The following is a 23,230-nucleotide window of genomic DNA, read 5'->3' as shown; positions in this document are numbered from 1 at the left end:
AATGGGGTAACTCGATACCGCGAGGTAACGCCATGGCAACGCGTAGGACGCAGCTAGATATCCGCACCAAGGGCGGCGATGCAACCAAGCGAGACTTGCGCGGCATCGGCGACAGCGGCAAGCGTGCGTTTGATCGTATCCGGAAGTCGAGCGAGCCTGTAAATCGCGGCCTGCAGATCCTCAGCCGCACCAGCCAGTCCCTGCAGCGGCGGTTCCGCGAGCTGGCCGGCCCGCGTGGCCTGGCGGCCTTGACGGCCGCCGGCACCGGCTTCGGTTTGATGGCGCAGCGCGCGCTGGCGACGGCGGAGTCGATTTCCGACGTCAGCGACCGTACGGGCGTCGGCATCGAGCGCCTGCAGGAGCTGCGGTTTGCCTCCGACCAGAACGGCGTCAGCTTCGATAATCTCGACGCCGGCCTGCGCCGGTTCCGGCGCCGGCTCGACCTTGCGCGCGACGGCACGGGCGCGGCCGCCGACACTTTGGAGAAGATGGGCGTCAGCCTGGAGCAGGACACCGGCGCGGCGCTGGACGAGGTAATTCGCAAGCTGGGCGAGATGGCCCGGCAGGAGGATATCACCGGCGAGGCCAGCCAGCTTTTCGGTGAGGACGCCGGCCCGGCGATGGCCGTCCTGATCCGGCAGGGCGAGCGGGGCATCGACCGTTATGCCGAGCGCCTGCGCGAGCTCGGCGGCATCATGTCCGACGACATGGTCCGCTCCGCCGCCGAGGCCAGCGCCGAGCTCCGAACTCTGCGACGCGTCACAGGCACCGCATTCCAGTCTGGCCTGATCGAAGGGTTCGTCGGCGAGTTCGACACCTTCGCTGATGCCGTCGGCAGCCAGGAATTTCAGCAGGGCGTCAGGTCGTTCGGCCAAATGCTCGGCGAGACGGCGTCGTTCGTCACCCGCCATGGCGACGACGTTATCCGGGTCATGGGGGCCATTGCGGGTGCGCGCCTGGGCGGCGGCGCCGGCTCGATGATCGGCGGCGCATTCGGCCGCCCCGGCGTCGGGCGCTTCCTGGGCGGCGCCGTGTCCGGCGCCGGCGGCACGCTGGATCCTGAGGCCGTCTGATGTCGATATTCAACGCACTCGTAGCGCCGCACCGCGCCGTGGTCGCCGCCGACACATCGGTGGCGAACTGGCGCGAGGACGGCACTTTCGGCCACATCGGCCACGCGCAGAAATTCTATTCAGTCGCCACCATGCAGGCCGTATTCGTCGGCCGGGGACGCTTGGATTTCGTGGAAGCCGCGAGTTTTCAGCTCGCCATGTCGGGTTACGAGGACATCGCCAAGGTGGCGGCGCCGTTCGCCGAGTTCCTTGAACAGTACATCGAAAACGACAAAGCCACGCGCGACAGCGGCGACGGCGACCTGCCATTCGGCGCGGACCCCGCGGTCTTGAAGTTCAGCGGCGCGCTGGTGGGCTTTAGCCCGTCCCGCGGCGCGTGTGTGGGTGTGAGCTTGATCGAGCCATCCGGCGCGAACTGGGGCAAGATCTACGAGCGCGGGCCCTTCATGGGGGCGGTCGATCAGATCGCCGATTGGGACCGCCTCAAGCGTCTGGCGACCGGAAATCCCTCGCTGGAAGCGGCGCGCGAGCTCGCGCGCATGCAGTTTGACCAGTTGACCCCGGCGCAACAGCAACTCGGGTTCGGCGGGCACCTGACGACGGCCGTAATCGACGAGGGCGGAATCCGCCTCGGCATCGATCGTGATTTCTTCGACGCGGCATCAGCGGGGGCGGCCGCACTGCCTCGTGCCGAACGGCGCCGTCGGGAGCGTGAAGCCAGGAAAGCGGGGCGCGCATGAACATCATCGAGCCCAACGCCGACGGCGTGCAAGTTATCGCCGCCCCGCACCCGCTCCGCGTGGACCGCACGGAAATCCAGATGCGCGCCGGGGATACCCTGGCGGAGATGCTGGAGCGTGCACAGCCGGACCCGGTCCTGCGGCAGCATGCCCGGATCCTGATCGGCGATTGGGAGGTCACGCGGGAACACTGGCACCGCGTCCGCCCCAAGCCCGGCACGACCGTCACCATCCGCGTGGTCCCGCACGGCGGAAGCGGCGGCAAGAACCCGCTCAGAACGGTCTTGCAGATCGCCGTCATTGCGGCGGCTGCGGCGGTGTCGGCAGGTGCACTAGGGCCGGGCGGTGCGTTGCTTGGGGCGTCAGGCATTGCCGGCCTTGGCGCCGGCTCGGTCGGCGCTGCCCTGGCCGGCACCGCCATCGCCGTCGCCGGCCCGCTCATAACCGACGGCCTCACACAACCGGAGACCCCGGCATGACGCTGATCAACACAACACTGAGGCCACGGCGCGGCGCGCTGAGTGCTGATTCGCAGTGGTATATCACCCAATCCCAGCCAGCGCGGTCGACCGGCGACGCGGCGGCGGACACGCGAGCGGCACTGACCGGCGACGGCACGCCGGGCACGGCCATCCCGTACGCGCAGGCGCCGAAACTCCTGGCGCTGCCGACGCACCGGGTGGTGATCGGCTTCGGCGGCGGCATGGCAACGTCGGAGATCCTGCGGGCATCCCTTGAGGCGGCGCCGGCCGGGTTTGACGAGCTTCGAAGATCGCTGCCGGAACACATGCGCCGGGCCTGCACCGAGGCGGCGGCGCGCGCTGGGGTGATGGTCGCCATGCTCGGTTGGTCGATGCGCGACGGTCGCGTGCGCGGCCTGGTCGTCACCGATGAGGGTAAGGTCGCCGAACTGCCGGACGGCCCGGCCTGTCATCCACCCTTGGACCCGGACGTGCCGTGTTCCGCCGCCGGCTGGCTGGGGGACGATCCGGCGACGCTGCGGTTGTCGCACCTGCGGTTTGCGGAGCACCAATGGCGGACGTGGCAGGAAGGTCGGTATGCGGCGGGCTTTGCTCTAGGCGGCACGTTGCAGCTCGCGACAGTGGACGAGCACGGCGCCGAGGTCCGCGATATCGGCCATCTGGACGCCCTCGCCGCAGCGGCCGAAGCGGCCTAATGGAAAGCAATCGAACACGCGTGGCCGGCGGGCGGAGGGTATGTCGTCCCTTCGCGAGATGGCCGGGATTAGTCGGGCCGTGCCCGGGTGGCATCCCAAAAACCCCGACAGCGGCGGGCGGCGCCTACCCCGCCGCCGCGGCCGCACCTTCCTTTTCCTCTGACCGGAGATCAAGATGAGCCAAAACGACCTTTCCATAGCCAATGCCGGCGGGGCAACGGTCCGCGCCGATATCAACTCGGCCTTGCAGGCGCTGGCCACGCTGTCCAGCGGCAGCACCGCGCCGGGGACAACCTACGCAGGCCAATTGTGGTGGGACACCGGCAATAATCTCATCAAACAGCGCAATAGCGCAAACGCGGCCTGGGTGACTGTCGCGTCGTTCGACGGGACAATGTACATACCCTATCGTGACGGGACGGCTCTCGGCACCGCCGCGACGAAGGACACCGGCTCCGGCAGCAGCGACATCCCGACGAACGACGGCATATGGACTTTGCTGTCCTCGCAATCCGCGTCCGGCACCGAGGTGGATTTTACCGGCATTCCATCATGGGCGAAGCGAATCTCCGTCTCATTCATCAATCTCTCGCTCGACGGACCAGATTCCATCGAAGTGCAGATCGGCGACTCAGGCGGGTTTGAGACGAGCGGCTACAACGGTGCCTATTCGGCTATCGGCGGCTCGCCGGGCGCCTTCTCCAGTGCGTTTCAGATCACCGGCACGTTCGGGGCGTCTTCTGTGGCGCAGGGCGGCGTGGATATCAGCCTGATCGTTAACCAGTCCTGGCGGGTCGAGAGCTCGATCGCGAACAGCGCCTCCCCCGCCATTGTTGTTGGCGCCGGGACCAAAACCCTGTCCGGGTCCCTGGACCGGGTCCGGGTGAAAACTTCTGGCGGTGTGGTCGCGTTCGACGCCGGCACCATCAGCGTCCATTATCAATAAGGGATACAAATGGTCTACGTCCCGCCGTCTAACCCGCTGCGAACGTGGGATTTTCGCGTGACCAGCGTGCCAATTGTTGGCGCTGGCGCGTTCTCGCCGGTCAGCATCATATCTCTCACGATACCGGGCCTCGCAACGACCGAGAGATTGGCCGTTGGCTGGCAGGCCAGCGTCACCAACCAGTATTCCTACAACGTCGGCGTGGGGCGCTACCTGACCTTTGCCTCACAGCCGCAGTACACGGCTGCCGGAGCGTCCAGTTTCTGGGTCACACCTGCGGCGATGGAGAACGTCACGCCGGATCGTCACCACGGCCTCGTCGCCGGATCGACCAGCATCACCGCCGGGGATTTCATTTCCTACGACGGCGACTGGTGCCTGAATCTCTGCATCTACGCTCGCGCGACCGGGCAGGGCGGCAGCGACAGTCTGATTATCGACGGGAATGGCTGGATGACAGTGCATAGATTTTGAGCCGGGCGTCCAGCGCCTGCTGCGCGGCTAGCGGCGCCCGCTTCGGATCTCCCGTGCAGCCCGGCTCGCGCGGAACGCCCGTAGACTTGCGTCGGCTGCGCCCGGTGCCGGGGTCCGTCCAGACGACGTACCACTTCGCCCGGCCTGTGACGATGTCGAGCTTGGGTTCGATCCGGTCGAGGGGTTTGCGGGGCATAGGTAGCGGCTCACATAGTCGTCGAGGCTCTGACGCGGGATCAGCCAAGGAGACCCCGGCCGCTTGATGGCTGTCAACTCGCCATCGTTGACGCGGTTGTAGACCGTCCGGGTCGAGCAGCGCAGCTCGGCAGCGACCTCGGCGACGGTGAGCAGGTTCATTCCGGGCACCTGGCGTCGCATGGCCCCGGCGTCGCGTCCGTCGTCATTCATGGTCGGCATCTCCCATTGGCGTTACCGTTACGTCCGCAGGCGGCGCCTACCTGGCGCCTGATAGGGTCAGGCGGCCTCGGCGCGGCGCGCTTGGCGCGACATTTCCTCGTGCGCATCCTCGGCTATTTGCCGCTGCTCTTTCAGTCTTATCCAGACAAGGTCCAGCGTATCGAAGTGCGCGCCCCGGTCGGCGTCGTCGGGAATCTGCGCCCGCAAAACCCTCAAGCCGAGTTCCATCTCATTCAAAGCGCCTTCGAGGCGATCGATGGCGGCGATTTCCCGCTTCATGATTACGCCTCCCCCGTGCCGCTGGAGGCCTCATGCAGCTCGTTGAATTTCGACCTGAGTACGGCTGTCGTTTCCTCGATATCATTGAGTAGGTACTGAACCGCCTCCGCGTGGCGGCTGCGCGGCTCGCGCTGATAGACCTCCATCAGCGCCGCCACGGCACCGTCGAGCGTGACGAGGGGTTCCTCGAATTCACACACGTGCCTGTAAAGCGGGTTGCGCTGGTCGGCGGCGGCGTTCGGGCGATTGGATTGTTCAGACATCATTGCCCCCAAGTTTTGAGATAGACCGCCCTGGGGTCAACGCGCACGACGAATCGTGATAGGTAATCGGTAGCCATCGTTCGCTCCCCCAATGAGCGGCGGTGGTAAGAGCCGGCGGCGGTGTTCCCGCACCCCGCCGGTTCGCTCATTCGACACCCGCCGGGGCGCACCTGTCAATTAACAAGCGCTTACAACCTTTCTCCAGTAGAACGCGTGGCCGCGATTCTACTGGCGCAACATCCGCGCCAGTTCGCGCGTGTCCGTCCGCGTTTTGCAGTAACTGTGCAGTAAGTTTGTGAGGGGAGCCGCCAAGCCCTTGAAATAATTGGCGTCCCCAACGGGATTCGAACCCGTGTTGCCGCCTTGAAAGAGCGGAGTCCTAGGCCTCTAGACGATGGGGACGCGTGCCTTTGCGGCGCGGGCATGACATAGCCAAGATGGACGGCGAACGCAAGGGGGACGTCAGGGATTCCCTGCGGCCTGGGCGCTTCCTTCCACGTTTTCCTGCGTCTTCGGCGGTTCGCGGCTAGCGACGGGGGCGCCGGCGATTTCCTGGATCAGCTTGCGGCGGATGGCGGTGGCGAAGTCGTCGTAGTTGGTCGCGGTCATAAGGAAGGCGCCGGGGCCGCCGATGACGTTGTCCAGGTAATAGCGGTCCAGGCCCGGCTCCTCGTTCAGGATGGCAAGTCCGTTAATAGTGATTCCCGCCGCGGCGGCGCCCTGGCTGGCGATTTCCGGGCGCAGGCCGACGTTGGCGCGCCCGTCGCCGGAGATGTCGATGGCGCGCCGCCGGCCCTCGAAGCCATTCCCCTCGAACGCCGCCAGCGCGGCCTCCAGCGCCTGCCCGATGGCCGTGCCGCCCGTCAGGACATAGCGGGGCGCGACCCCGACCGCGTCGCCAAAGCTGCCCGCCGTATCCGGGTCGTGGACCCGCGTCCAGGGCACGGCGAGCTTTTGCTGGTCGGTGCCCGACCATTGCAGGAGTGTGACGGCGATGCCGTTACCGCCCACCGCCTCGATGGCGTTCAAGACCGAGGGATGGCCGAACGCCCGGGCGATGCCGGTCACCTGCAAATCGAACTCGGCGCGATTCACGCTGGAGGACGCGTCCACCGCCAGCACCAGTTCGAGCTCCACCGCTTCGGCACGCGCGTCGGCAGGCGCGGCCAGGCTCGCAAACGCGAGGACCCACGCCACTCGCAAAGCCGGACAGGGCGAAAAGCGGCGCATAATAGCGAACAGTCTAACGTCCAGCCGCCGCCGCGTCCTCAATGATTAATTGCACATTGTCGCGGCCGGCCCATTGATCGAGGCGCAGCTTGCCCGCCACATGCAGCGGAACGCCCCGATTCTCCAGGAGCGCGCGGCCCAGCGGCCGGTCCACGGAACGGAATGCAATCGCCTTCAGCCGGCCGCCGTCCGGGCCGGTCAGGTAACAGCGGACGTGCTTCTCTCCCACCACCTCTGGCTTGACGATCTGCGCCTGCGGCACGGCGAAGCGCGGCTCGGCGTTGCCGGTGCCGTAAGGACCCAGCCGCTCCAGCGTGCGCACAAGCTCGGCCGTCGCGCCACGCGGGTTCACCGCGCCGTCGAGCCCCAGCGAGGGAACGTAACCGCTGGTCGTCAGCGCCCTGGTCAGCCGCTCACGCAGGAAGTCCCGCGCCTCGGCCATCGCATCCGCCGCCACGGTCAGGCCCGCCGCCATCGTGTGGCCGCCGCCGTCAATCAGCAGGCCGGCCTGCCGCGCGGCGATCACCGCGCCACCCAAATCGACGCCGCGCACCGAACGGCCAGAGCCCTTGCCCTGACCGTTCCCGTCCAGCGCGACGACGAGGGCCGGCAGGTCGTAACGCTCCATCAGGCGGCTGGCGACGATGCCGATGACGCCCGGATGCCAGCCTTCGCCGGCGGCGAACACCATGCCTTCGGGCGTGCCCTCCGCCTCCACCTGCGCGAGCGCCGCCTCCAGCACCTGAGCCTCAAGCTCCTTTCGCTCGGTGTTGAGGCGGTCCAGCTCCTCGGCGATCCGCGCCGCCTCTCCGGGCATATCGGTCGACAGCAGCCGCGCGCCCAGGTCAGCGCGCCCGACACGGCCGCCCGCGTTGACGCGCGGCCCCAGCAGGAAGCCCAGATGAAAGGGCGTCGGCTTCTCGTCGAGCCGTGCCACGTCGCACAGCGCCGCGATGCCGGCGTTCCGCCGCTGTGCCAGCACGTCAAGGCCGCGCGCCACCAGCGCCCGGTTCACCCCGGTCAGCGGCACCACGTCGCAAACGGTGCCCAGCGCGACGAGATCCAGCCAGCGCCGCAGGTCCGGCTCGGCCCGCTCCCCACCATAGGCGCCGGCCGCGCGCAAGGCCCGGTTCACGGCGACCACCAGCAGGAAGGTCACGCCGACGGCCGCCATCTGCCCGTGCGCGCCGCTCTCGTCCAGGCGGTTCGGGTTCACCAGCGCCAGGGCCGGCGGCAGCTTCGGCTCCGCCTCGTGATGGTCGGCGACAACGACCTCCAGCCCCATGGACGCGGCGGCCTCCAGCGGTTCATGGGCGGTCGTCCCGCAGTCCAGGCAGACGATCAGCTTGTACCCTTCGTCCCGCAGCCGTTGCAGCGCCGGAACGTTCGGCCCATAGCCCTCGTTCAGCCGGTCCGGCACATAGATGCGCGGCTCGGCGCCAACCGCTGTCAGAAAACGGCCCAGCAGCGCCGCCGAGGTGCCGCCGTCGACGTCGTAGTCCGCGAACAGCGCCATTGGCTCGCCCGCCATGACGGCGCGGGCCAGCCGCTCGGCCGCGGCGTCCATGTCCTTGAAGCCGGAGGGATCGGGAAGATCGGTCTTGAGCGAGGGGTTCAGATAGCCCTCCGCATGCTCCAGATCGACGCCGCGCCCGGCCATGACGCGGCCCACGACCTCAGGCAGCCCCAGACGCTGAGCCAGGGCGCGGGCCATGCGTTCGTCGCCGTTGCGCGCCTCCCAGCGTTTGCCGCCGAGCGACTGCTCGACGTCGAGGAAGCACGCGCGCGTCCGGGCGGCTTGGGTCGGCATCGCCGGCCTACTGGCCCGCGATCTCCGCCCAGGTCTTGCGCTGGAAGTTGTGATCGGCCTCGATGAAGCGGACGGTGCCGGTCTTGGAGCGCATCACCATCGAGTGCGTCTTGGCCCCGCCGGTAAAGCGGCGGACGCCGCGCAGCATCGCCCCGTCGGTCACGCCGGTCGCGGCGAACATGACGTCGCCCCCGGCCAGTTCCTCCAGGCCGTACTTGCGGTCATAGTCGGTGATGCCCCAGCGCTGCGCTCGGCCCCGCTCGTCGTCGTTGCGGAAGACAAGCCGACCCTCCATCTGCCCGCCGATGCAGCGCAGCGCGGCGGCCGCCAGCACGCCCTCGGGCGCACCACCGATGCCCATATACATGTCGACGCCGGCGTTGTAGCGGCTGGTCGCGATCACGCCCGAGACGTCGCCGTCGCTGATCAGCATGATCCGCGCGCCGGCCTCGCGCACCTTGGCGATCAGGTCGCTGTGGCGCGGCCGGTCCAGGATGCAGACGACGAGGTCCCCGACATCCCTGCCCTTTGCCTTCGCCAATTCCTTCAGGTTGTCCTTCGGCTCGGCGTCCAGGTCGACGACATGGTCCGGCAGTCCGCCACCGACGGCGATCTTGTTCATGTAGACATCGGGCGCGTTGAGGAAGCCGCCGGATTCCGCCATCGCGATCACGGCCAGCGCGTTCGCCCCGCCCTTGGCGGTGATGGTCGTGCCCTCCAGCGGGTCTAGTGCGATATCGACCGGCGGCCCGCCGGCACCGACTTCCTCGCCGATATACAGCATCGGCGCCTCGTCGCGCTCGCCCTCGCCGATGACGACCGTGCCCTTGATCGGCAGCCCGTTGAGGGCCGTGCGCATCGCGTTCACCGCCGCCTGATCGGCCGCCTTCTCGTCGCCGCGGCCCATCAGGCGCGAGGCGGCCAGCGCGGTCAATTCGGTCACGCGAACGCCTTCCAGCGCCAAGTTGCGGTCGAGCGAAATGCCTTTGGACATGCCTATCCTTCCCCAGTCGATTGAGGTCGCGCAGCCCCTATCATCGAAGGCCGGCGCCGCTTGGTTCCTTCCTGCCGGATTCGCCGCCGTGCGGCAAGCGTTCAGCCCTACCTACAACGGCTCAATACGAATGAGCCTCGGCGACTCCAGCACCGTATCGAGAGCCGCGATCCTGTCCAGCGCGCGGGTCATGCCGGCTTCCGTCGTTTCGTGCGTGGTGATGACGATCGGCACGGCCTCGCCGGCCGGCCCGCGCCCGCGCTGCACCATCGATTCCACCGAGATGTCCTCGTCGCGCAGCACCGCCGTGATGTCGGCGATTACGCCCGACTGGTCGACGCACATCAGGCGCAGGTAGTAGCCGCCCCAGTGCTCGGCCATCGCGCGCGAGGGCCGGCGGTCCAGCACGCTCGCCGGCACCGCGAAGGTCGGCAGGCGCACGCCGCGAGCTATGTCGATCAGGTCGGCCACCACCGCCGAGGCCGTGGGCCCGGCGCCGGCACCCTCACCCTCCGTCAGCAGCGAGCCGACGAAGTCGCCGTCGGCCACGACAGCGTTGTAGACGCCCTCGACGTTGGCTATCGGCGCGTCCTTACGGACCATACAGGGGTGGACGCGCTGCTCCACCCCGCCATTGGTAAGCCGCGCGATGCCCAACAACTTGATACGGTAGCCAAGCTCGTCGGCGAAAGCGATGTCGAGCGATGTAACGTCGCGGATACCCTCGACGTGCACGCCGTCGAAATCGACCTCGCAGTTATAGGCCAGTGCGGTCAGGATCGCCAGCTTGTGCGCCGCGTCGACGCCGTCGATGTCGAAGCCGGGGTCCGCCTCGGCGTAACCCAGCTTCTGCGCCTCGGCCAGCACCTCGCCGAACTCGCGTCCGGTGTCGCGCATGCTGGAAAGGATGAAGTTGGATGTGCCGTTGAGGATGCCGTAGATGCCGTTGATGGCGTTCCCAGCCAACCCCTCTCGCAAGGTCTTTATGATCGGGATGCCGCCGCACACCGCCGCCTCGCACGCCAGGGCCACACCCGCCTGCTCGGCGCGCTGGGCCAGTTCCGTGCCATGGTGGGCGATCATCGCCTTGTTCGCGGTGATGACGTGCTTGCCGTTCGACAGCGCCGCCTCGACGATCTCCTTTGCCGGGCCGTCCGCGCCGCCGATCAGTTCGATCACGACGTCGATATCCGGGTCGGCCGCCATCGCCGTGGCGTCCTCGAACCAGCGCACGGCGGAGAGGTCGAGGCCCCGGTCCTTGCGCCGGTCGCGCGCGGAAACGGCGGTGACCAGGACCGGCCGGCCGCAGCGCTGGGCGATCAGTTCATAGTGCTTCTCGATCAATTGCAGCGTGCCGACTCCGACCGTGCCGAGGCCCGCGACGCCAATTTTCAGCGTTTCGCTCAAAACGCCACCTTCTGTGCCTGTGAATTCTCTTCCGAAATGCAGGCCTTGCGCATGAAAGCCTTGATGTTGCGGACGGCCTGCCGCGTCCGGTGCTGGTTCTCTACCAGAGCGAGGCGGACATAGGAATCGCCGTATTCGCCAAAACCGACGCCCGGGCTGACGGCGACCTCCGCCTCCTCCAGCAGCAGCTTGGAGAACGCCAGCGACCCCATCTCGCGGAACGCCTCGGGAATCGGCGCCCATACGAACATCGTCGACGAGGGCGCGGCCACCGGCCACCCCGCCGCGTTCAGCCCGCGCACCAGCACGTCGCGACGCTCGCGATAGCGCGCGCGCATCTCATCCACACATTCTTGCGGCCCGTTGAGAGCCGCCGTCGCGGCCACCTGGATCGGGGTGAAGGCGCCGTAGTCGACGTAGGACTTCACCCGCGCCAGCGCGGCGATCAGCTTCTCGTTGCCCGCGCAGAAGCCGACGCGCCAGCCCGGCATGGAATAGGTCTTGGACAGCGAGGTGAATTCCACAGCCACCTCGCGCGCGCCCGGAACCTGAAGGATCGACGGCGGCGGGTTGCCGTCGAAGTAGACCTCGGAATAGGCGATGTCGGAAATCGCGTAGATGCCGTGATGCCGGCAGAACTCCACCACCTCGCCATAGAAGTCCAGGTCCACCGTGCGCGTCGTCGGATTGGCCGGGAAGTTCAGGACGACCGCCAGCGGCTTCGGCACCGAGTGGCGCAGCGCGCGCTCCATCTGGTGCATGAACGCGCGCCGGAAATCCACGCTGTCATCGTCGAAGTCCGCCAGCGGCAGCGCGCGCAGCGCGGCGCCGGCGATAATAAAGCCGAAGGCGTGAATCGGATAGCTGGGGTTCGGCACCAGGAAGATGTCGCCGGGACTGGTGATCGCCTGCGCCAGGTTGGCCAACCCCTCCTTGGAGCCGAGTGTCACGATGGCCTCGCGCTCGGGGTCCAGCTCCACGCCGAAGCGGCGCGCGTAGTAGCCCGCCAAGGCCTTGCGCAGACCCGGAATCCCGCGCGAATTGGAGTATCGATGGGCGCGCGGGTTTTGCACCGCCTCGCTCAGCTTGTCGATCACGTGCTGCGGCGGCGGCATGTCCGGATTGCCCATGCCGAAGTCGATGATGTCCTCGCCGCGCGCCCGCGCCTCGGCCTTCAGCTTGTTGACCTCGGCGAAGACGTAGGGCGGGAGCCGCTTGATACGGTGGAATTCCTGTTCCATGTCCCGCGCCGATGTTGACGGATGAATACGTTTGCAGACGTCCGCACGCGTCTTCACGCAGTATCGCGGCCACTACCCCCGGGCGATAGCCACGTGGACCCCTTATTACGACGGCTTAACGCTCCAGGTAAACCTCGGCGCGGCGGTTTCCGGCTTCGCCCGTCGGCATGAACTCGTGATAGACCGGATCGCGGTTGGCCCGCGCCTCCACACGGATGTCCTGCCGCGGCACATTCATACCGATCAGCGCATCGGCCACGGTCTCCGCGCGCTTCAGCGAAACGTCAAGGTTGGCCACCCGGTGGGCGATTGGATCCAGCGTCGCGGTGCGGCTGCTGGCGTGGCCCACGATACGCAGGTGCCCGCCCTGCTCGCGGTAGAGTGCCGCGACCTTGCGCAAAACCTGCCGGTCGATCGATCCCAGCCGGTGCGAACCATGCCGGAAGTAGACGACGGCAATACGCTCCCCACCCCCGGAGATCATCCGCGAGCTAGCCCGCCGGGCGTCCTTCATGCCCGTGCCGACGGTCGTTGTCGCCTGCGCCGACTGCGGTGCGCCGCCGGCCCGGCTCCGCTCCGCGGACGGTGCGACGACTTCGACAGGTTGGCCGTCGCGGCTTGGCGCAAGCTGAGGGATGTCCCTGCGTTCAACCGACGCCGGGCTGGTTTCCATATCGCCGCCGGCAGCTTCCTCGCCGGGCAATTCCGTTGCGGACATGCCGCTATCGCCCGTTCCCGCCGAACTCGGCGCGGCGCTTGCTGTTTGAGTCCGCTGGGCGCGAGCGGATCCCGTCTCTTCCACCTTCACTGCCTTGGGCGGCTCCGGTTCCCCGCCTTCCGAACTCTCCCTGCCTTCCGAGGACGCGACATCGGGCGCTGGCGGCGGTTCGGCGCGCAGGTCGTCGCCGGAGTAGCGCGCGTTCGCCCGGTCGCTGGCCAGTTGCGCCTGCAGCTCCCGCCGCGAATCGCTGCGCGAGGGACGGCGCGGCGGTTCTTCCTCGACGCTGGAAATGCTTGGATAGGCCGAAGCCTCGCTGTCCGGTGCCTCGACCACCTGCGTATCGGAGATCGAATCGTCCCCGCCCAACAGGCCGGTGGGGTCCACGTCCTGCACCGTTTCGCAAGCGCCGAGCGCGAATACAACCGCCAGCGCAAGAAAACTTCGCCCAAGCCCGTTTAACGATACATATTCGTTGCTGCTGCCCGCGTCGCCCTTTGGTATCATTCCGCCCGCCAGTGCTGAGTGTATTGCGTCCAGATTACCGGGGGTTACGTTACTGTTACGTCAACCCTGCTATTCGTTTCGATGGTTGCAACGTGATGGCTATCGGCTATTGTGTGCAGCGCAATATAAGACCGCGGCACGGCGCGGATGCCCCCCCGAGCAACAACCGCGCAACGGTCGCAACGCCCCAAAGTGCCAAGATCATAAGGAAGCGATCATGGCTGAGCAACAGCGTCAGCAACAGCAGGCCGGAGGACAGCAGGATGTCAAGCTGCCCGATCCGGTCGAGCTTTCGCAGACGATGACGAGTATCGCCGAGAAGAGCCAGAAGCTGGTCGCGGATTTTCTTGAACGTCAGCATCTGCAGAAACCCGACGCGCAGATGGATCCCTTCAACATCGGCAGCGCGTTCATGGAGATGACGACGCGCATGATGGCCGATCCGGCCAAGCTGGTTCAGGCGCAGATGAACCTGTGGCAGGACTACCTGCGGCTGTGGCAGTCGACCACCAGCCGGCTCATGGGCGAGCACGCCGAGCCCGTCGCGCATCCCGAGCGCGGCGACCGCCGCTTCAAGGACCCGGCCTGGCAGGAGAACCAGCTTTTCGACTTCATCAAGCAGTCCTACCTGCTGAGTGCACGCTGGATGCAGTCGACCGTGAACGAGGTCGAGGGCCTGGACGAGCACACCGCCAAGAAGGTCGACTTCTATACGCGCCAGTTCGTCGACGCGATGGCCCCCTCCAACTTCGTGATGACCAATCCGGAGGTGCTGCGCACGACACTGGAGACCGGCGGCGAGAACCTGCTGCGCGGGCTTGAGAACCTGCTGGACGACATGGAGAAGGGGAAGATCAGCCAGACCGACGTCGACGCTTTCGAGGTCGGCAAGAACCTGGCGGTGACCCCGGGCAAGGTCGTCTACCAGAACGACTTGATGCAGTTGATCCAGTACACCCCGACCACGGAGGAAACCTACAAGGTTCCGCTGCTGATCATCCCGCCGTGGATCAACAAGTTCTACATCCTGGACCTGCGGCAGAAGAACTCCTTCGTGAAGTGGGCCGTGGACCAGGGTTTCACGGTCTTCGTCGTCTCGTGGGTCAACCCGAACGAGCGTCTTGCCCAGAAGTCCTTCGAGGACTACATGACCGACGGTCCGCTGGCCGCGCTGGACGTGATCGAAAAGATCACCGGCGAAAAGCAAGCGAACGTCATCGGCTACTGCCTGGGCGGCACGCTGCTGACCTGCACGCTGGCCTATCTCGACCAGACTGGAAAGGCGGACCGGATCAAGTCGGCCACGTTCTTCACGACCATGGTCGATTTCTCCCAGGCGGGCGAACTGGAGGTCTTCATCGACGAGGAACAGCTCACCGCGCTTGAAGAGAAGATGCGCGAGAAGGGCTTCCTCGAAGGCAAGTCGATGGCGACGACCTTCAACATGCTGCGCGCCAACGACCTGATCTGGTCGTTCGTGGTGAACAACTACCTGCTGGGCAAGGAGCCGTTCCCCTTCGACCTGCTCTACTGGAACTCGGATTCCACGCGCATGCCGGCGGCGATGCACAGCTTCTACCTGCGCAAGATGTATCAGGAGAACAAGCTGATCGAGCCCGGCGGGATCGAGTTGAAGGGTGTGCCGATCGACCTGTCGAAGGTGAAGCAGCCGGCCTTCGTCCTGGCGACGAAGGAAGACCACATTGCCCCGTGGAAGTCGGGCTACGCGCTGACCAGCAAAATCAGTGGCCCGGTCAAGTTCGTGCTCGCCGCCTCCGGCCATATCGCCGGCGTGGTCAATCCGCCGGCAGCGAACAAGTACAACTACTGGCTCAACTCCCGGAACCCGAAGAATCCCGACAAGTGGTTCGAGAACGCCAAGGCGGTTGAGGGCTCCTGGTGGCCGGAATGGCAGAAGTGGATCGAGCAGAAATCCGGCACCGCGAAGGTCCCGGCCCGCGAGCCGGGCGGCGGCGTCATCGAGCCGATCGAGGACGCGCCGGGCTCCTACGTCAAGGTGAAGGCGCAGGATTAAACGCTAACGGAATCATGATCGTCGATCAGCCGCAAGGCGGCTTGGTGGGGGCGGCACTTCGGACGGTGCCGCCCCCGTTTCGCGTCTTATGCGGATAGTGCGAAGGCGCTTTCCGGCACGTCCATGAGGGCGTCCTTGCCGCTCATGATCTGGGAGACCAGTGCACCCGTCTGCGGCAGCAGCTTCTGCATGAAGAAGCGGGCCGTCGCCAGCTTCGCCGCGTAGAAGCCGTCGCCATCGTCGCCTGTGTGAGCCAGTGCCACTTGTGCCGTACGCGCCCACATGTAGCCCAACGCCACAAGGCCGATCAGCCGCAGGTAGTCGGTGGCTGCCGCGCCGGCTTCCTCGGGGTCCGACAGGCCCTTCTGCGCCAGCCAGCCCGTCACGGTCTGCAAGCGGCCGAAGCCTTTCGACAACGGTTGAACGAAGGGGGCCAACTCCTTGTTGTCCTGGTGTTCTGCCAGGAAATTCGCGACCGGATGGAAGAACCGGCGAAGGCTGCGGCCCGTGTGCGCCGGCATCTTGCGGCCGACGAGGTCGAGGCCCTGGATGCCGTTGGCGCCCTCGTAGATCTGTGCGATACGGCAGTCGCGGACGAACTGCTCCATGCCGGTCTCGCGGACATATCCGCTGCCGCCATGGATCTGCACGCCCAGGTTCGTCACGTCGTAGCCCAGGTCGGTGAAGAGCGCCTTCACCACCGGCGTCATCAGCGCGACGAGATCGTCGCCCTGCTGCCGCCGGTCCGCGTCGGGATGCGCGTCGGCGATATCCGCCTCCCTGGCAACCCAGGCGCCCAGCGCGCGCATCCCCTCGGTATAGGCGCGCATGGTAAGAAGCATGCGCCGCACGTCGGGGTGCACAACGATGGGATCGGCCTTCCGGTCCGGGTATCTCGGTCCGTTGAGTCCCCTGCCCTGCTTGCGGTCGTGGGCGTACTGGACGGCGCCCTGATAGCTGGCCTCGCTGAGACCGATACCCTGGATGCCGACGGCCAGGCGGGCGAGGTTCATCATCGTGAACATCTGCCGCATGCCCTTGTTGGACTCTCCAACCAGCCAGCCGGTCGCGCCCTCGAAATTCATGACGCAGGTGGCCGAGGCGTTCAGCCCCATCTTGTGCTCGATACCGCCGCAGCTCACGCCATTGCGCACGCCCGGCGTGCCATCCTCGTTGGGCAGGAACTTCGGCACGACGAACAGGCTGATGCCCTTGGTGCCGGCCGGCGCGCCCGGCAGGCGCGCCAGGACGAGATGGACAATGTTCTCGGCCAGGTCGTGCTCGCCGCAGGAGATGTAGATCTTCGTGCCGGAGATCGCGTAGCTACCGTCGTCGTTCGTCTCCGCCTTGGTCCGCACAAGGCCCAGGTCGGTGCCGCAGTGCGGCTCGGTCAGGCACATCGTCCCCGTCCAGGTGCCCTCGGCCAACTTCGGCAGGTAGCGGTCCTTCAACTCCTGGCTGGCATGCGCGTGGAGCGCCCGGTAGGCGCCGTGGGTCAGCCCCGGATAGGTCCCGAACGACAGGTTGGCCGAGCAGATCAACTCCTCGACCAGCGTGTTCAGCAGGTGCGGCAGACCCTGCCCGCCATAGTCCGGGTCGGCGGCCAGCGACGGCCAGCCGCCCTCGACAAAGGCCGCATAGGCCTCCTTGAAGCCCGCCGGCGTGCGGACGACACCGTTCTCGTAGGTGCAGCCCTCTTCGTCGCCGCCGCGGTTCAGCGGCTGCAGCACGTCACGGCAAAGCTTACCTGCTTCTTCCAGCACCGCGTCCACGGTGTCGGGCGTGGCCTCGGCATAGGCGGGGAGTTCCTGCAGGGAGTCGCCGTCGATCAGCTCGTGATAGACGAAGCGCATGTCGCGCAGGGGTGCGGTGTAACTCGGCATGGCTTGTATCCTCGTCTGGCGGGGCTGATTGCGCCCCCGCCTCCCTGATTTCCTAGTTCCGCAAAGGCTTGCCGGTTTCCAGCATGTGCTCGATGCGCTGCAGCGTCGGCTCGGTCTTCACCAGTTCCATGAAAGCCTTTCGTTCCAGGGCCAGCAGGAAGTCCTCGCCCTTGGGCTCGGTCATGTCGGCATCGCCGCCGGAAAGCACCTCGCCCAGCTTGTCGGCCACGGTGAGGTCGTGCAGCGTCGTCTTGCCCTGCTGGCGGAAGCTGTCGACCGCCAAATCCAGCGCAACCTTGCCCGAAGGCCCGGGCAGGACGTACTCCGGCTTCTCCGGCGGTTGGTAGCCCTCGGCCAGTTCCAGCGCCAGCGCCTTGGCGTCGGCCAGAACGCGATCGCGGTTCATGGTGATGCGGTCGCTCTCGCGCAGGAAGCCGTGCTGCTTCGCCTCCTCCGCCGACTTGGCCACCGTGGCCACGCTGATGGTCTCGAACGCCTTGCCGGTGGGCGGCATCGGGCCCTTCGGCAGCTTCGGGTTGGCGGCATAGCGGGCCAGCATCTCGGTGCAGCCGCCCCAGGCCGGCACCACGCCCACGCCCGGCTCGACGAGGCCCATGTAGGTTTCCATGTGCGCCTGCACTGCGTCGCAATGCAGCAGCACCTCGCAGCCGCCACCCAGCGCCATGCCCGACGGCGCGCCGATCACTGGGAACGGCGCGTACTTCAAGGCCCGGTAGGCGGTCTGCCCGCCCTCGACCATCTGCTCGATCTGGTCCCAGGCGGCGATATTGGCGGCGAACATGGCGAGGCCCAGGTTGGCGCCGGCGGAAAAGTTGCTGCCCTCGTTGTGGATGACCAGCGCCTTGAAGCTCTTCGGCACCGTGGCGATCGCCGTGTGGATCATTTCCATGATCTTGTTGTCGATCGCGTTCATCTTGGTGTGGAACTCCAGGCAGGCGATGCCGTCGCCCAGGTCCCACAGGCTGGCCGAGCCGTTCTTCACGACCGGCTTGCCGCGGCGCTTGACGTCCGCCAGACGCAGCACGCCGTCGGCCCGCCGGACGGTGTGATACTGGCCGTCGGCGCGGAACACCTGCAGTTCGCCATCCACCGTACGGTAGAAGCTGCCGTCGCCGATCTGTTGCAGGAACGCCGGCACCGGCTGCTCCTCGGCCTTGAGCGCCTGCGCCAGGTTCGCCGCGCCGATGGCGTCGATCAGCTCGAACGGTCCCTGCTTCCAGTTGTAGCCAAGGCGGATCGCCTCATCGATGGCGGCGGGATCGTCATGGACCTCCGGCACCAGGTAGGCGGCATAGGCAAGGGTCGCGCCCATCACCTTGCGCGCATAGGCCGCGACCTTGTCCGGCGACTGCAGCAGCGCGGCGACGCCGCCATGTCGGGCGGCCTCCAGGCAGTCGGGTTTCGGCCGGGTGACGGGGCTGTAGGTGAAGTCATCGAGGCTGACGACCTCCTTCGCCTTGCCGCCGCCTTCGCGATTGATGCGATAGAAGCCGCCCTTGCCCTTGCGGCCGGTATAGCCCGCCTCGATCATCTGGCGAACGACCGGCAACTCGCGGTCGATGGCGTGGAAGGGATCGTGCTTGGGCAGGGCCTCGCGCATGCTGCCCATGACGTGCGGCATCAGGTCCAGGCCGACGAGGTCCATCAGCCCGAATACGCCAGTCTTGGGGATGCCGAACGGCCGGCCGATCACCGCATCCGCTTCCTCGATGCCGACGCCCATCTCCTGCGCGTGGACGATGCTGGCCGTCAGCCAGTAGATGCCGATGCGGTTGGCGATGAAGCCCGGCGTGTCATTGCAGTGGACCACGCTTTTGCCAAGGCCGCGGTCCCCGAAAGCCTCGATCGCCGCGACGGCGTCCGGTCGGGTGTCGGGGCCAGCAACGAGTTCCAGCAGCCGCATGTAGCGCGGCGGATTGAAGAAGTGGGTGATCAGGAAATCGCGCCGGAAGGTGTCCGGCATGCCGTCCGTCAGCGCGGCCAGCGGGATCGTCGAGGTGTTGGAGGACACCACGCTACCCGGCTTGCGCTTCTCGTCCAGTCGGCGGTAGAGGGCCTGTTTGATGTCCAGGCGCTCGATCACCGCCTCGACGATCCAGTCGCAACTGGCCAGGCGGTCCAGGTGATCCTCGATGTTGCCGGGCTGCACGCGCTTGGCGTTGCGCTTGTGCGTGAAGGGCGCGGGATCCTGCTTCAGCAGTTTCTGGATCGCCGTCTTCGCGACGGTGTCGCGATCCTTCGCGCCCTCGGGCACGATGTCCAGGAGGTGAACCGTGACGCCGGCATTGGCGAGGTGCGCGGCAATCGCCGCCCCCATCACCCCGGCGCCCAGAACGGCGGCCTCCTTCACCGGGCTATCGGTCGCTTCCGCCATCACAGCGCCTCCAGGATCGTCGCGATGCCCTGGCCGCCGCCGATGCACTGCGTAGCAAGCCCGTATTTCCGGGCCTCGCGCTTCATCAGGCTTGCGACCTTGCCGGTGATGCGCGCGCCCGTCGCGCCCAACGGATGGCCCAGCGCGATGGCCCCGCCATCGAGGTTCACCTGCTCGCGGTCGAGGTGCAGCTCGTCCATGCAGGCCAGCGCCTGCGAGGCGAAGGCCTCGTTCAACTCGACGACGCCGATGTCCTCGGCGGTCAGCCCGGCCCGCTCCAGCGCTTTGCGGCTGGCATGCACCGGACCCATGCCCATGATCTCCGGCGCGCAGCCGGCCTTGGCGACAGCCTTCACCCGCGCAAGCGGCGTCAGGCCGTGCTTTTCGGCGAAGTCCTCGCTGCACACAAGGCAGGCGGCCGCGCCGTCGGTCAGCGGCGAGGACGTGCCCGCCGTCACCGTGCCCTCGGCGTCGAACGCGGGCTTCAGTCCGGCCAGGCCCTCGGCCGTGGTGTCCGGACGGATGGTGCCGTCACTGGTCACGTCGTGGCCATTCACCTTGATCGGGATCAACTCGTCCGTGTACTTGCCGCCCTGCGCCGCGGCGGTCGCCTTGCGCTGGCTCTCCACGGCCAGTTCCTCCTGGCGCTCGCGCGGGATCCCATAGCGCTTGGCGACGTTTTCCGCCGTGATGCCCATCGAGACGTAGGCCTGCGGAAAGCTTTTGTAGAGATCGGGATTCGGCAGCGGATTGAAGCCCATCATCGGGACGCGGGTCATCGACTCCAGGCCGGCGCAGATGAAGGCCTCGCCCGCCCCCATGCTGATGCCCCCGGCGGCCATGTGGACCGCCTCCATTGATGAGCCACAGAAGCGGTTCACCGTGGCCCCGGGCACCGACAGCGGCAGGTCGGACAGAAAACCGATCAGCCGGGCCACGTTCAGGCCCTGCTCGCCCTCGGGGAAGGCGCAGCCACAGATCAGGTCCTCGATATCCTCGGGGTTGACGCCGGTCCTGTCGATCAGGCCGCGCACGACCTGAGCCGCCAGATCGTCGGGGCGTACCTTGGCAAGCTGTCCCTTGCCGGCGAAGTGGAAGGGGGACCGGACATAGCCGGCGATAACTGCGTGGCTCATGGTTGTCTCTCCATGCCTTGTCGGTCGCGCGCGGTCACAAGGCTGCACGAACGCGCCGGCATGCGGCACGCCCGCCCACCCTGACCGGGTCCGCGGAGGTCGGTTGTTGGTGCTGTACGCCGGCTCAGGCGGCGTCGCTGTCCGCCTTGCCGTCTCCGGACTGCTTGCCGGCGACGGGCGTCCGCTCGGCCATGGCTCGCTCCACTTGGTCGCGGACGTCGTGAAGCTCGCTCAGCGTCTGTTGCAGGTCGCGCTGCTGGGCTTCCAGCAATTCGATACGCTCGGTGACCTTTTCCTGAAGGAGCTGCAACTGGCTGGTCTGCGTGCGGTCGACCTCGTACAGGTCGAGATACTCGCCGATCTCCGTCAGCGAAAAGCCCAGGCGCTTGCCGCGCAGGATAAGCTGAAGCCTCGCCTTGTCGCGGTGCGTGTAGACACGCGTCTTGCCGGCACGCCGCGGATTGATAAGGCCCTTCTGCTCGTAGAAGCGGATGGCGCGCGGCGTGATGTCGAGCAATCCCGCCAGTTCCGTCACCGTGAAAAGCTGAGTCATGCTGCCGTCCATCCGCTCTCTGCCTCATGCCGGTACAGGGATTATACGACAGCAACATGACGCTTACGTCAAGTGAGTGCCGCGGGAAATCGACGTTGCCGGAACGGTCGGTCATCGCTGCGTTCTCGCGTGCGGGTTCAGGCGCTGGCTTCGGCGGCGTCCGCGTCCGGGCCGCCCCCGCTTTGCCGGGCGACCTCTTCGTCCTGCAACGCCTTCTTGGAGAGCTTGCCGACCTGGGTCTTCGGGAGTTCCGACCGGAACTCGAAGGCCCGCGGAAGCTCGATCTTCGACAGCTTATCCGACAGGAAGTCACTCAACTCCTGCTCGTCAAGGCTGGCGCCTTCGCGAAGCCGCACGAAGGCCTTGGGGCTTTGCCCGCGATAATGGTCATCAATCGCGATCACCGCGACCTCGGCCACCGCCGGGTGCAGGTAGATCGCCTCCTCGATCACGCGGGGGTAGACGTTGTAGCCACCACACAGGATCACGTCCTTGATGCGGTCAACGAGATAACTGTAGCCCTGCTCATCCAGGTAGCCGACGTCGCCCGTTCGCAGCCAGCCGTCGACGAAGACGTTCGCGGTCTCCTCCTCGCGCTGCCAGTAGCCCGCCATGACCTGCGGGCCGCGCACACAGACCTCACCGCGTTCGCCAATGGCCACAGGCTGTCTCGGGTCCTCCAGCGAGCGCATCTCGATATGCGTGCCCGGCAGCGGCAGGCCGATGGAGGCTTCCTTGCGCTCGGACCCGCTCAGCGGGTTGCAGGTCACCACCGGCGACGCCTCGGTCAGGCCATAACCCTCCACCAGCACGCATCCGGTGACGCCCTCGAATTCCTTCTTCACCTCCACCGGCAGCGGCGCGCCACCGGAGATGCAGTACTTGATCGACGACAGGTCGAAGCGGTTCAGGTTCGCGGCGCCGTTGATGGCCGTGTAGATCGTCGGCACGCCGGGGAACAGGGTCGGCCGCTTGCGATGGATGGCCTTGAGTGTATCCGCGAGATCGAAGCGCGGCATCAGGATGAGCTGCGCGCCGATCGCGATGCCCATGTTCATCACCACGGTCATCGCGAAGACGTGGAAAAACGGCAGCACGGCCAGGATGCGCTCCTGCCCGAACTCCAGGTCCGGCATCCAGGAACTCACCTGCTGCGTATTCGCCGCCACGTTCTCGTGGGTCAGCATGGCGCCCTTGGGGCTGCCCGTGGTGCCGCCGGTGTATTGCAATACCGCGAGGTCGCGCTGCGGCACCACCGGAGCCGGAGTTTGCATCCGGCCGTGGGAAATGAGGCTGGCGAAGGTAACGTGCCGCTCGTCGCCGGCGATGCTGGCAAGCTGGCTGCGCTTCAGGACACCGAATAGCGCCCCCTTCATCCGGGGCAGGCAGTCGCGCATGCTACAGACCACCAAGTGGTGCAACACGCCTTCGTCCAGCACCTCGCGCACCTTGGAATAGATCGCGTCTAGATCCAGAGTCACCATGATCCCGGTCTGGGAGTCGCGGCTTTGCGAGGCGATCTCCCGCGCGGTGTAGAGCGGGTTGAAGTTGACCACGATCCCGCCCGCCTTCAGCACGGCGAAGTACATGACGACGTGGTACGGGCAGTTGGGCAGGCAAAGGCCGACGCGCGTACCTTCCTTCACCCCCAGCTCGCGCAGGCCCTGCGCCGCGCGGTCGACGAGATCGCCCAGTTCGGCATAGCTGTAGCGCCGGCCCAGGAAATCCATGGACGGACGCTCCGGCCAGCGCTGCACCGCCTCGTCCAGGAAGGCGTACACCGGCTTGGCGTCCAGCGGCCGGGACCAGGACACCTCGGGCGGATAGATGGACCGCCAGTCAAGTTCGGTCGAAGGCGCGGAAGCATACATGGCCTGCGGCTCCACGCATCACGTCCAAGGATAGCACATCGAAGGCGACGCCGGGGACAAAGCCGTAACGCCTGGGCCCGG

At 66.7% G+C, this 23,230-nt stretch carries 21 protein-coding genes and 1 tRNA gene; 7 read left to right on the top strand and 15 right to left on the bottom strand.

Translation table 11 applies throughout. The annotated features are described in order from the left end of the window. Window positions 1–32: 32 nt before the first annotated feature. From DRB17_RS01250 to DRB17_RS01225, 6 genes are all read left to right on the top strand, one after another. The gene (locus DRB17_RS01250; protein ID WP_114580335.1) at window positions 33–1,073 is read left to right on the top strand and encodes a hypothetical protein; all 1,041 of its coding nucleotides are present in this window, start codon (window positions 33–35) and stop codon (window positions 1,071–1,073) included. Further along, a complete protein-coding gene (locus tag DRB17_RS01245) occupies window positions 1,073–1,813 on the top strand; it encodes a hypothetical protein (RefSeq protein ID WP_114580334.1) in 741 nt (246 codons plus the stop codon). Before DRB17_RS01250 ends, DRB17_RS01245 begins: the two co-directional genes overlap by 1 nt. Continuing rightward, window positions 1,810–2,292 carry a hypothetical protein gene (locus DRB17_RS01240; RefSeq protein WP_114580333.1) on the top strand — a complete coding sequence of 161 codons (483 nt, stop codon included), beginning with the start codon at window positions 1,810–1,812 and terminating at the stop codon, window positions 2,290–2,292. Before DRB17_RS01245 ends, DRB17_RS01240 begins: the two co-directional genes overlap by 4 nt. After that, window positions 2,289–2,990 (top strand): hypothetical protein, encoded by a 702-nt coding sequence (locus tag DRB17_RS01235; protein ID WP_114580332.1) that lies wholly within the window; start codon window positions 2,289–2,291, stop codon window positions 2,988–2,990. The genes DRB17_RS01240 and DRB17_RS01235 overlap by 4 nt, the downstream gene beginning before the upstream one ends. A 175-nt stretch (window positions 2,991–3,165) precedes the next feature. Then, entirely contained in the window at window positions 3,166–3,936 is a 771-nt protein-coding gene (locus tag DRB17_RS01230; RefSeq protein WP_114580331.1) for a hypothetical protein, read from the top strand. Between the two features lie 57 nt (window positions 3,937–3,993). Beyond that, window positions 3,994–4,410 carry a hypothetical protein gene (locus DRB17_RS01225; protein WP_147274772.1) on the top strand — a complete coding sequence of 139 codons (417 nt, stop codon included), beginning with the start codon at window positions 3,994–3,996 and terminating at the stop codon, window positions 4,408–4,410. Window positions 4,411–4,437: 27 nt separating this feature from the next. Here DRB17_RS01225 and DRB17_RS01220 read toward each other — a convergent pair whose 3' ends face one another. From DRB17_RS01220 to DRB17_RS01175, 10 genes are all read right to left on the bottom strand, one after another. Beyond that, window positions 4,438–4,818 carry a helix-turn-helix domain-containing protein gene (locus DRB17_RS01220; protein WP_206607744.1) on the bottom strand — a complete coding sequence of 127 codons (381 nt, stop codon included), beginning with the start codon at window positions 4,816–4,818 and terminating at the stop codon, window positions 4,438–4,440. 66 nt (window positions 4,819–4,884) lie between these two features. Continuing rightward, entirely contained in the window at window positions 4,885–5,106 is a 222-nt protein-coding gene (locus tag DRB17_RS01215) for a hypothetical protein (protein ID WP_114580329.1), read from the bottom strand. A 2-nt stretch (window positions 5,107–5,108) separates the two neighbouring features. Beyond that, window positions 5,109–5,369, bottom strand: a complete 261-nt coding sequence (locus DRB17_RS01210; protein WP_147274771.1) for a hypothetical protein — start codon at window positions 5,367–5,369, stop codon at window positions 5,109–5,111. A 326-nt stretch (window positions 5,370–5,695) separates the two neighbouring features. After that, window positions 5,696–5,771: transfer RNA gene (locus tag DRB17_RS01205), tRNA-Glu, on the bottom strand. Window positions 5,772–5,831: 60 nt separating this feature from the next. Further along, the gene (locus DRB17_RS01200) at window positions 5,832–6,566 is read right to left on the bottom strand and encodes a DUF1194 domain-containing protein (protein WP_161958661.1); all 735 of its coding nucleotides are present in this window, start codon (window positions 6,564–6,566) and stop codon (window positions 5,832–5,834) included. Window positions 6,567–6,612: 46 nt separating this feature from the next. Beyond that, the gene (gene recJ / locus DRB17_RS01195) at window positions 6,613–8,409 is read right to left on the bottom strand and encodes a single-stranded-DNA-specific exonuclease RecJ (protein ID WP_114580326.1); all 1,797 of its coding nucleotides are present in this window, start codon (window positions 8,407–8,409) and stop codon (window positions 6,613–6,615) included. A gap of 7 nt (window positions 8,410–8,416) precedes the next feature. After that, window positions 8,417–9,403 carry a class II fructose-bisphosphatase gene (glpX, locus tag DRB17_RS01190; RefSeq protein WP_114580325.1) on the bottom strand — a complete coding sequence of 329 codons (987 nt, stop codon included), beginning with the start codon at window positions 9,401–9,403 and terminating at the stop codon, window positions 8,417–8,419. Between the two features lie 111 nt (window positions 9,404–9,514). Further along, a complete protein-coding gene (locus tag DRB17_RS01185; RefSeq protein ID WP_114580324.1) occupies window positions 9,515–10,810 on the bottom strand; it encodes a homoserine dehydrogenase in 1,296 nt (431 codons plus the stop codon). Further along, complete coding sequence (locus DRB17_RS01180; RefSeq protein WP_114580323.1) at window positions 10,807–12,051, bottom strand: LL-diaminopimelate aminotransferase; 1,245 nt, start codon at window positions 12,049–12,051, stop codon at window positions 10,807–10,809. Before DRB17_RS01180 ends, DRB17_RS01185 begins: the two co-directional genes overlap by 4 nt. A gap of 115 nt (window positions 12,052–12,166) precedes the next feature. Next, window positions 12,167–13,165, bottom strand: a complete 999-nt coding sequence (locus DRB17_RS01175) for an OmpA family protein (protein WP_161958660.1) — start codon at window positions 13,163–13,165, stop codon at window positions 12,167–12,169. A 328-nt stretch (window positions 13,166–13,493) separates the two neighbouring features. Here DRB17_RS01175 and DRB17_RS01170 point away from each other — a divergent pair, with 328 nt between their 5' ends. After that, complete coding sequence (locus DRB17_RS01170) at window positions 13,494–15,311, top strand: PHA/PHB synthase family protein (RefSeq protein ID WP_241503705.1); 1,818 nt, start codon at window positions 13,494–13,496, stop codon at window positions 15,309–15,311. Between the two features lie 86 nt (window positions 15,312–15,397). Here the strand turns inward: DRB17_RS01170 and DRB17_RS01165 are convergent, their stop codons facing one another. The 5 genes from DRB17_RS01165 to DRB17_RS01145 form a co-directional block, all read right to left on the bottom strand. Next, complete coding sequence (locus DRB17_RS01165; protein WP_114580321.1) at window positions 15,398–17,194, bottom strand: acyl-CoA dehydrogenase C-terminal domain-containing protein; 1,797 nt, start codon at window positions 17,192–17,194, stop codon at window positions 15,398–15,400. 52 nt (window positions 17,195–17,246) lie between these two features. Further along, window positions 17,247–19,589: a 3-hydroxyacyl-CoA dehydrogenase/enoyl-CoA hydratase family protein gene (locus DRB17_RS01160; RefSeq protein ID WP_114580320.1), complete on the bottom strand. Its 2,343-nt coding sequence runs from the start codon at window positions 19,587–19,589 to the stop codon at window positions 17,247–17,249. Then, on the bottom strand, window positions 19,589–20,725 hold the full coding sequence (locus DRB17_RS01155; protein ID WP_114580319.1) for a thiolase family protein: 1,137 nt from the start codon (window positions 20,723–20,725) through the stop codon (window positions 19,589–19,591). The genes DRB17_RS01160 and DRB17_RS01155 overlap by 1 nt, the downstream gene beginning before the upstream one ends. 124 nt (window positions 20,726–20,849) lie before the next feature. Continuing rightward, on the bottom strand, window positions 20,850–21,278 hold the full coding sequence (locus tag DRB17_RS01150) for a MerR family transcriptional regulator (protein WP_114580466.1): 429 nt from the start codon (window positions 21,276–21,278) through the stop codon (window positions 20,850–20,852). A gap of 137 nt (window positions 21,279–21,415) precedes the next feature. Then, window positions 21,416–23,149, bottom strand: coding sequence for a long-chain-fatty-acid--CoA ligase (locus tag DRB17_RS01145; RefSeq protein WP_114580318.1), 1,734 nt, complete (start codon window positions 23,147–23,149; stop codon window positions 21,416–21,418). Between the last annotated feature and the right edge of the window lie 81 nt (window positions 23,150–23,230).

This window comes from Ferruginivarius sediminum (genome assembly GCF_003344765.1).
Lineage (GTDB): Bacteria > Pseudomonadota > Alphaproteobacteria > Kiloniellales > Rhodovibrionaceae > Ferruginivarius > Ferruginivarius sediminum.
This window is presented reverse-complemented; position numbering and strand designations above follow the sequence as displayed.